11 protein-coding genes and 2 pseudogenes are annotated in these 8,694 nt (G+C 57.6%); 5 read left to right on the top strand and 8 right to left on the bottom strand.

All coding sequences use genetic code 11. The features are described from left to right. Nucleotides 1-1,528 (top strand): hypothetical protein (locus L995_RS33855; protein ID WP_197065152.1); only part of this gene is annotated, 1,528 nt, incomplete at its 5' end. Here L995_RS33855 and L995_RS16400 read toward each other — a convergent pair. From L995_RS16400 to L995_RS16385, 4 genes are read right to left on the bottom strand one after another with little or no spacing between them, the layout of a single operon-like run. Continuing rightward, nucleotides 1,525-2,133: a hypothetical protein gene (locus L995_RS16400; RefSeq protein ID WP_052195819.1), complete on the bottom strand. Its 609-nt coding sequence runs from the start codon at nt 2,131-2,133 to the stop codon at nt 1,525-1,527. The genes L995_RS33855 and L995_RS16400 overlap by 4 nt on opposite strands. A gap of 12 nt (nt 2,134-2,145) precedes the next feature. Continuing rightward, a complete protein-coding gene (locus tag L995_RS16395; RefSeq protein ID WP_047472659.1) occupies nt 2,146-2,520 on the bottom strand; it encodes a hypothetical protein in 375 nt (124 codons plus the stop codon). Then, a complete protein-coding gene (locus L995_RS16390) occupies nt 2,517-2,723 on the bottom strand; it encodes a hypothetical protein (RefSeq protein WP_047472658.1) in 207 nt (68 codons plus the stop codon). Before L995_RS16390 ends, L995_RS16395 begins: the two co-directional genes overlap by 4 nt. A gap of 52 nt (nt 2,724-2,775) precedes the next feature. Next, on the bottom strand, nt 2,776-2,958 hold the full coding sequence (locus L995_RS16385; RefSeq protein WP_047472657.1) for a hypothetical protein: 183 nt from the start codon (nt 2,956-2,958) through the stop codon (nt 2,776-2,778). 412 nt (nt 2,959-3,370) lie between these two features. On the opposite strand from L995_RS16385, the gene L995_RS32105 reads away from it, so the two are divergent. Next, nucleotides 3,371-4,489: a nucleoid-associated protein gene (locus tag L995_RS32105; RefSeq protein ID WP_082001569.1), complete on the top strand. Its 1,119-nt coding sequence runs from the start codon at nt 3,371-3,373 to the stop codon at nt 4,487-4,489. Continuing rightward, a complete protein-coding gene (locus L995_RS33210) occupies nt 4,482-5,774 on the top strand; it encodes a hypothetical protein (protein ID WP_156136091.1) in 1,293 nt (430 codons plus the stop codon). Before L995_RS32105 ends, L995_RS33210 begins: the two co-directional genes overlap by 8 nt. A gap of 427 nt (nt 5,775-6,201) precedes the next feature. Here L995_RS33210 and L995_RS34900 read toward each other — a convergent pair whose 3' ends face one another. Then, complete coding sequence (locus L995_RS34900; protein ID WP_197065151.1) at nt 6,202-6,444, bottom strand: KTSC domain-containing protein; 243 nt, start codon at nt 6,442-6,444, stop codon at nt 6,202-6,204. Nucleotides 6,445-6,604: 160 nt separating this feature from the next. Between L995_RS34900 and L995_RS16375 the strand changes: the two genes are divergently transcribed. Next, a complete protein-coding gene (locus L995_RS16375) occupies nt 6,605-6,877 on the top strand; it encodes an H-NS histone family protein (protein ID WP_047472655.1) in 273 nt (90 codons plus the stop codon). Between the two features lie 38 nt (nt 6,878-6,915). Here L995_RS16375 and L995_RS34680 read toward each other — a convergent pair whose 3' ends face one another. The 3 genes and pseudogenes from L995_RS34680 to L995_RS34390 form a co-directional block, all read right to left on the bottom strand. Further along, on the bottom strand, nt 6,916-7,047 hold the full coding sequence (locus L995_RS34680; RefSeq protein ID WP_269431525.1) for a hypothetical protein: 132 nt from the start codon (nt 7,045-7,047) through the stop codon (nt 6,916-6,918). Nucleotides 7,048-7,179: 132 nt separating this feature from the next. Further along, entirely contained in the window at nt 7,180-7,308 is a 129-nt protein-coding gene (locus tag L995_RS34675; protein WP_269431526.1) for a hypothetical protein, read from the bottom strand. Between the two features lie 27 nt (nt 7,309-7,335). Then, nucleotides 7,336-7,443: pseudogene (locus tag L995_RS34390) on the bottom strand (YXWGXW repeat-containing protein); the annotation flags it as partial. A gap of 497 nt (nt 7,444-7,940) precedes the next feature. On the opposite strand from L995_RS34390, the pseudogene L995_RS16370 reads away from it, so the two are divergent. Then, nucleotides 7,941-8,694, top strand: a pseudogene (locus tag L995_RS16370) (hypothetical protein); the annotation flags it as partial.

The raw sequence follows: 8,694 nt of genomic DNA, 5'->3' as shown, positions 1-8,694 counted from the left end.
GCCAGATACCGTGCACGCCATGGGCGGCGCTGGCGCGCTGCAGGCCGCCGTCGATGCCACCCACACACCAGCACCTGAAGAGGCATTCGTGCCGCGCGGCTTCAAGCCCAAGGTGTTCTTCGCCAATGGCGGCCGGCCCGAAGACCAGATTCCCTTGGGCGGTCAGCGCGCGGCGCCGGCCCCTGACAGGGTTGGTGGCTTCGGCTACCAACAGAACAACCAGGAGATCGGCCAATCGATCAAAGATTCCTGGAACCAAGGCAACTACGGCGAGGCTGTGGGGAAGACAGTGGCCGGCACCGTCGGCATGGTCACCACCCCGATCATTGATCTCGCGGCACGCGGCAGCTCCGCTGCGTGGGACGGCGCCAAGGGGTTCGGCCGTGGATTGGTGGGTGCTGATGACGGCTCCCAGGCGCCGAAATCGACCCCCCCTGATGTCAAGGCGTCCGCCCCTGCCGTCACGCTAGGTGCTGGAGCCACGGCAGCAGCCCGCGCGACAGCGCCGTCGAACAACTTCGCCGCTGTCAACGAGTATTCGCAGGCTCCAAGCACAGGAAGCGCGTCGACCTCGGGCCAGGCATCGCAGATCGCTCCCGGAATATTCCGATCCGGCAACAGCTACGGCGACAGCGCTCAGGCCGCGACCCTGAACAACGAGCCGCGAGGGTTGCCGTCCCGGCAAAACGACCTGGCAGCCCAGAACCTGGCCGCGCAATCGACGGCGCGCGGCTTTACGCCTGGCCAGCGCATCGAGGTCGAGCAGCCCCGCCTGGGCTTCCCCGGCTTCCGTGCCCCAACCGTCGCCCACTCCGGCAACGACTGGCAGGCACGCAAAGACCTCCAGAACCTGGAAACCGGCGCAAGCAGCATCATGAACCGGCCCGAGTTCGCGGCAGCCGGCATGGCCCGCTTCCGTGGCGGTGGCGCTCAGTCCGGCCCGCCACCGGCCGTGGCCGCCTACCAGGCCGCCCTGCAGACCGACGCTGCACTGCGCCAGGCCCAGCCAGGGCTGGACGCCGAGACCATGCGCCAGAACGCAGGCCTCATGCGCGAAGACATGCAGCAATCCGGCGGCCTGCAGCGCGAGGCCATGCAGCAGGCCGGCGAAACCGGGCGCACGGGCATGCGCGTGGGCATCGAGCAGCAGCGCCTGCAGGGCGAGGCCGAAGCGCGCGGCTTCAAGACCCGGGCCCAGCGCCAGGAAGAGCAGCTGCGCAATACGCTGCTCGACCCCAACGCCACGCCCCAGCAGAAGCAGCAGGCCCAGCAGTCCATGCGCGCGATCCGGGGTGATGCAGATCCGTCACCATGGAAGGTCACGGTCACGCCTGCGGTCAAGAATGCCGATGGTTCCACGAGCCAGGGCAGCATCATTCGGCACAACAGCGTGACGGGTGAGGTGCAGCAGGTGGAGGGGGGGGGTGGGCAAACGCCAAAGGTTGCGACCCAGGCACAGTTCGATGCACTGCCCAAGGGGGCGACGTACATCGGCGAAGATGGCAGGACTTACAGGAAGCCAGCTTAAGGTTCGACTGCTGTCCCGCCGAAGCGATCATGCCTGGGGGACTGCATCTTGAACTCGCTCATCACCCGGATGATCGATTCCGTCGATCCCTTGATGAGCGAGTCTTCGCGGGCCTTGCTCTGGGTGACCCAGGCCCAGAAGTCTTTCCTCTGGTACAGGGCGTCGGCATCTGGGTGCGCCGCGTAGATCTTCCTGTAGTGCGTCTCCAGCTTGAGCAGTTCGGCGTCCGTCTTCACCAGCGGGTGCTGCGCGCGGATCTCGGCTGACAGCGGATACCGCTCGCACATGTCCGTCGGGCCAGCGCTCGGCGTGTACAGGCACCCGCACGCGCGCATGATCATCCCCGCCGCCGGCTGCCATGCCGTGTCGCGCGCCTTGTCCAGTGTGCACTGCTCTGGAGACTTCGGGCCCAGCAGCCCACGGCCCGAGCCGCGGCGGACCTCGAAGAACTTGTCCGGGTGCTGCTGGCCGCACAGGTTCAGCGCGGCCGCGTGGGCTGGGGCGTTCTTCACACCAGGGAGCTTGTCCAGCAGGCAGGTGGCCATGTTGGCGGCCAGGGCGGGGGCGGCGAGGAGGAGGGCTGGAAGGATGAGGAGGGGGCGCATGGGCGGAATGTATCAGCCTCTGCGATCAGCCCGCTGCGAGATGGTGCGCAGGTACAGGCCGGCACTTACCGCAGTCAGGACCAATGGAATAGGGGCGAGCAAGACAAAGCTGGTGGCGTAGACAGCAGCGCCCACCACCGCTGCGATCAGTGCGTGCAGCATTGGCCGGTTACTGGCCGCCCGGGCCACCATGCAGCCTGCCAGCAGCGGCGGCACGACCAAATATGCAGGGATCAGCACCCACAGCGCGTTCGAGTACTGAACGGCGCCAGGCTCTGGATTGCCCATCACGGACTGCATCAGGAAACTCAGCAGCCACCACACGCAGCCGTAGCTGATCAGCAGGGACAGGCAAAGCGTTTTGTAGTCGAGACGGCCCAGGTTCACTGGGAGGCCTCCTCAATCAACTCTTCCAGAACTTGGACCGCTCCACGGATTCGCGCGAGGGTTATCTGGAGTTCGGCCTTCTTCTCTTCGAGGGCCCTGAGTTCGTCCTCGATGCGAACAGCGTTCTCACGCAGTTCACGCGCCCGTTGGCGATACCGCTCGATGGATTCAGGGGACGTGTCTGGGGGGATGTTCTGGCTCATTGGGGCCTCCTGAGCGGAAATGTAGCAGGGCTCGCCTCTAGCCCTGCCGTGCTCACTCACGAGCTTCCCGCAGCATCTCCTTGAGCACATCGATGCGGCCCTCGATACGGCGCAAGTCCCATTCGAGCGCAGGGTCCTTAGATTCGGAGGCCTGCAGCTGCGCCTCTGCAAAGGCCTTCTTCGCTCGCAGAAGGTCCAGCATGTCTTCCATCGCTCTGATGTCCGGGGCGCTCATAGGTAGAACCTCCTGGTGGCAATGTACCAGTAGGCTGCCTGTATGAGGGGCGAGGCGTACCACCGTCTTGGGTTACTCAGGAGGGCGGAGTCTCACTAAATGCAAAACAGAATGAAGCGCAACAAACCTCGAGTGATGCCCATGCCCTAGGGATTGCTTGGAGGCGTCGCTGATCTTTGGTGGCTACGGTGCGCACGTCGAATCGCGCTCATTAGCAGGGGAGCCTGATCCCAATCGACTCGCTGCTACTTGTGTGATCTCTATCGGTGCTGTATATTTGTACAGTATTAGTGCTTGTCAGAAGGCTGGAAAGCTGAGGTTGAACGCCCGAGCCGGCAGCCTAGAGACGTAGAGGTGAAAGTGTGATAGATGGGTTACATTCGGACACGTTGCAACTCTCTGGAACCTTCAAATGCCCTTAGCCCTCATCAATGCCGTAATTCATGGGTTTGATAAAGAAAAACATACAGAAATAGTTTCTAATGTTTTCAAAAGAGATAAAACTTTGGATGTGACTCAAGCGCCAGTTATTGCATTGGTAGAAGGTGTGGCCAAATTGCTTGGTAAAAGGGAAAACAGCCTGGCTTGGGGGCGATTTAATAATGATAATTTTAGAGGGCCGTTCCCCTCTAGTTTTGATGCATGCGTTTCTTCCGAGCCAGATTTGACGGATGAGAATGTTTTTTTGGCATTGACGCATACTGCCGTTGATGTAATTGTTGAAAAGGCTATGAAATCGAGGCTGGCAACAGGGTCCAAAATTCTATTTGGATATTACAAGTATGAAAATGGAAACCAGGGTTTGCTGATTGCAATGATTAAACAAAAAGGAGGAATTCGCCTAACGGAAGATTTTGTTCCGGTAGACATAGAGCAGGTGGATATGGCCAAATTGAGTCACGCATCAGAAATTAAAATTTCAGATTACTTGTTCTCAAAGTTGGATGAGGCAAAACAGTTGGAGCAGGGGGCGGAGCTTGAGGATTTGGAGCTGATTCCGTACCTTTCATTTATATCGAGCAGAGATACCGACGATGCAGCCTCCTATTTTGTCGAGGCACTTGGATGTGCTTTGTACCGATCTTCAAAGAGATCAACATCATTGGTTATAAAGGCGGCATATGATTTTTGCGTGAATAATCCGGACCTAAAGGCGAACGCTTCAAAGGTAAAGGAAGTTGTTTGCAACTACCTAAAGGAGAAGATGGAGGCGGGGGAAGAAGCGACTCTTGAGGAGGTTAAGCAAAAAGTGGAGAGAGCATTTCCGGTAGAGTTATCTCGGCATTTTGATAGTTTTGTTGACACTCTTAATGGCGGTGATTATAAAATACCATCTAGCTTTCCGGTAAGTGAAGAGTCGCTGAAAAAATATTCGAGAATCGTTCTTAAAGACGACGATGTGGAAATTAAATTTGAAAAATCTGACTTTGGAACTACGGCAAATTCTAAAATCCAGTTTAATAGAGCTGAGCGATATCTGAAAATTAAGTTGTCAGATAAACAGATTGATGAGTTAGATAAGCATGTTTAAACAAGTCGTCGATTTGTATAGAGCCGTCGGAAAGCCGCCTTTTAAGCAGGGGCAGCGGCTCAATATCGACGTTGCGGAAACGCTAGTGCTCACCGAAGCGCTGGCGGCCTACCAAGAGATTGAGGAGAGCTTTAGCCCAATTGATCCAGTTGTACGCAATGGAAGAGTTGAGTTTGAATTTAAGATTCCTGGGTCAGAGAGAGGTGCGTTTTTTGAAACCTTTGAGGAATTTGTTCAAGATACTCCGACTCTTGCTTTAGGGAAATTGAGGGGTAATTTCTACATAAGGAGTTTGGACTATTGGGACGGAGATGCTTTTGTTCCTGATCAGATATTCAAACTTAAAAAAGTCGTCGATTTTGTATTTTGTTTGCGAGCGTTTGTTTCAATATCGATTGATCGTAATCAAGCTTATGAAGGTGATAAGTTAATTTTTCTGAAGCCCTCGGATGGTAAATCTCCCCAAAAGGCGGCTATATTGAAAATTAACCTAAACGTGGACACTGTTGTTTCAGATATTCCAAGCTTTAAATTGCTTGCTGCTCTTAAGAGTCAATCCGATGGTAAAACTAAACATCAAATTGAAGAGCGTGTGCTTTTAATGAATACAGCGATAGCTGAAATTATTGGTGAGTGCGACGATGATAATGTAGATTTCGATTATTTGGTAAGGAATTGGGGGCGAACTACAAAAAAATATCTACACGACCTTCATGCTTACGTTAGTTCATTTTCTTTCGATGCTGCAAGAAAAAAGATTTCTGATGGATTGTTGGAGAGCACGACTAAGTTAAATAATGCGATTGGCGAGATAGGTACCAAACTTCTTGCAGTACCCGCATCGCTCGGTGTACTTATTGTCGTGAAAGATGCCTCAACACTATCTGGATTTATAGTGGGTATTGCAGGCGTTGTGTTTGCTAGTTTGATAATATTAAGAACAATTAGTCACTACGAGAATCAAGTTGAGAATCTTCTAAATAGTTTTGAATTTAATTTGCAGGAAGCTGCGAAGCCAAAGAAGACATTCGGCAAGGCAATAAGGGATGAAATTGAAAGAATCTCTAGATTTAAGGATATTCAAAGGAAAGAAATATCACGAACATTTAGATTTTATAAATTAATTGCCACGCTTCCCATAGCTGCTTGCATCTATTTTTGTGCTGCAGCTGTTTATCCTTGGATTAATCTTTATTTAAATTTGATTTTCCGCTGTGGACATGATGCTCTGTGGATGAAAATCATCGAAAACACCTCGTTTCTTGCTCACATGTTGGTTGGTTGAGGATGCCTGCTCGTCGCGCCGTGTGGGGAAGCCTAGTTTGAAACATCTTGGCGACGGGCCTGCGGGCTCAAGCAAGAGTCGCCCGGCTTGAGCGCGCGTGCCACGGCTAGGGTTCGGTCCTAGGCGCTCCGGCGCTGACACTGGGGCATGGCACATCTCTCCATTCTCATCCTCTCCGGTGCACTGCTCCTGGTGCTTGTCTTGGTCTGCGTGGCCCTGGGGGCGGTGCGTCGTGCGAGGGCCGCGGCGCAGCGGGCTGAAGCGGGCGCGCGGCCTGCTGCCGACGATCTGGCCTACGTGCACAACGTGCTGCTGCTCGCGCGGCGCGAGTTTGACTTCCACGGCGGCTGCGTGGCTACCGACCGGCCAGACTTGCCCCTGTCGCCAGACACCAGCTGGACTGTCGATTTCGCAAGGGCTCGGGCAGCTATCGACGTCGCCATGGATTTGCTGGAGCGCGCGGCTCCCCGTACTGATCCCGAATGTGAAGGTTGTAGTACTCGCCTGCCGAGCGCGCTGCTTTCAACCCGGTCCAAATATGTTCCGGCACCCTCGGATAGTCATAAGGCCGATCCGGGCTGCTCGTGAACCACAGGCACAGAAGATGGGTGTCTGGGCTGTAGGTGCCCTTCACAAGCGTGCGTGAGCCTGCGAACGAATGCGTCTCCATTGGCTTGGCCCTCTCGGGATGGTTGTGTAGGAGCACCCATCGTAGCCCGATAGGGCTTTTCTCCATGGGCATGCCGACCCCGCGCGGGCTTTGTCATTTCTGGGCTAGCAGACAGTGCGGTACGCGGCAGACTTAGGGCCGTGCCCATGGGAGCCTCCACATGCCGACCCAATACCAAGCGCTGCTTCGTGAGCAGGCGGCTCTCGACGAGAAGATCGCAAAAGCCTATCGCGCGAAGAGATTCGCTGCCATCAAGGCGGCTCGCATGTTGGTGGAACAGCACAATCTGACGCCTCGGGATCTGTTCGACCCGACGCCGCCGAAGCGCCCGAAACATCTTTATCGCAACCCCAAGACGGGCGAGACATGGGCCGGGCACGGACGACCTCCCCGCTGGATTGAGGGCCGAGATCGAAAGCCCTTCGAGGTCTGAACGGAAGCCGGCCTCTGGCTGGCGTCGTCGTTTCTGGGCTACCCGCGCACCAGCAGCGTCAGCACGCCCAACACCACAGCCAGCAGCACGAGCGCCAGGGCGGCCAAGCCCACGGTCAAGGCCGGACTGCTTTCGTCGTCTTCCTCCCGCTCCCCGTCTCTGCCTTCCATCGTTCCTCCAGTGCACGGCCATTGGGTGATCCGGTGCACCAGTATGGGGCCGCTGCATTGGGATCATTCCTGTGGCGAGGGATAGCGGCGCATGAAAAAGGCCCGCTGGGCGGGCCTGTGAAGTTGGGCTGATCAGCCGTGCCACTGGCCCTTCACCCAGAACCAGTTGTTGATTTCCGCGCGCCACACCCAGTGACCAGGCACCCAGTAGTGAACGGGGCTGGGTGGTGCGGGGCGCATTTCCACGATCACTGGAGGCATCGGTGGCACGGCGTTGGCAACCCAGTGACCTCGCTGCCAAACCCACTGATCCCGCTCCCAACGCCAGTAGCCGTTCACCCAGTGCCAACCAGGCGCAGGGGGTGCTCCGCGCTCTTCCACGATCACTTCCGGCATCACGCGCTCTTGGGCATGGACAGCAGGCGCTGGGCGTGGGTGCCGCTCCGGCGCAACAACGCATCCGGTCAGGGCAAGGGCTGACGCCAGCCCCACTGATGCAAGTCCTACAGCGGCGATTCGTTTGAATGTCATTTACCGACCTCGTGAGTTGAAACAGCAATGCTGATGCTGCACTCTGATTAACGAACCGAGGCCCTGTGATGTGCTGTCAGTGCTCTGTCATTGGCGTTGTAGGCGGTGCGCTGTTGGGAGCATTGAGTGCATGCCATACCGCGCAAGAGAACTTATATGCGCACCCCGCCTAGGGTTCGACCTCTCTCTCCACCGCAGAGAGAGTTGGGGGGATGGCAACAGACAAGTTCGGCGGCACCCCGGTCCAATCTGATCGTTTCGGCGGCATGGCCGTTGATGACGGCGATGGGAAATCCACGTCACGCTCCGCCAGTGACTACGCCCGGGACGCTGCAGCCTGGACGGTAAAGGGCGCCATCGCAGTGCCTGAAGCTGCTGTCGGCCTGGCCGACCTGGCGACAGGTGGGCGAGTTGGCAAGTTCCTCGAGAACGAAGGCGGCATGGTTGGATTTCGCCCGAAGCCTGCCCGGGAAGCGGTCAACGAATGGCACTCGGACGCCACCAAGGAAGCCCAGCGCAAGTTTCAGGAGGCTGAGGGCCTGGGCGGCAAGTTCAAGGCCGCCGTTGAAAACCCTTCCAACATCGTCGGCGCGGTCGTTGAATCGCTGCCGGCCATGGGTGCGGGCGGCGTGGCGGCGCGCGCACTGGGTGCGGCCACGCGGCTGGGCCAGGCTGGCGCGAAGGGTGCTGCAGCTGCTGGTGCGCTGGGCGAGGGCGTGGTGGGCGCGGGCTCTGCTGCAGAGCAGATACGCCAGGAAACCGATGATGGGCTGCTCTCGCCGGGCCAGGTCGCGGCGGCGGCTGCCACGGGCGCGGCCACGGCGGGCTTCGGGTATGCAGGCGGGCGCATGGCACAGCGCCTGGGCATTGGTGATGCCGAGACCATGCTGGCCCAGGGCAACAAGGGCATTGCCAAGCAGTTTGCCGATGACGCGGCCACGGCGGCGGCCAATCCGCTGGTGCAGCAGCGCGCGGTCAAGAGCATTCCGCGCCAGGTGATTGAAGGGGCCATCTCCGAAGGTTTCCTCGAGGAGTTGCCGCAGTCTGTGGCAGAGCAGATCTTCCAGAACCTGGCGTTGGGTAAGGACTGGTCCCAGGACGTGGATACGGCGGTGG

Origin of the sequence: Delftia sp. ZNC0008 (assembly GCF_000799035.1) — a bacterium.
Classification (GTDB): Bacteria; Pseudomonadota; Gammaproteobacteria; order Burkholderiales; family Burkholderiaceae_C; genus Comamonas; species Comamonas tsuruhatensis.
Note: the sequence above shows the minus strand (reverse complement) of the source record. Positions and strands in the feature narration are given on the sequence as shown.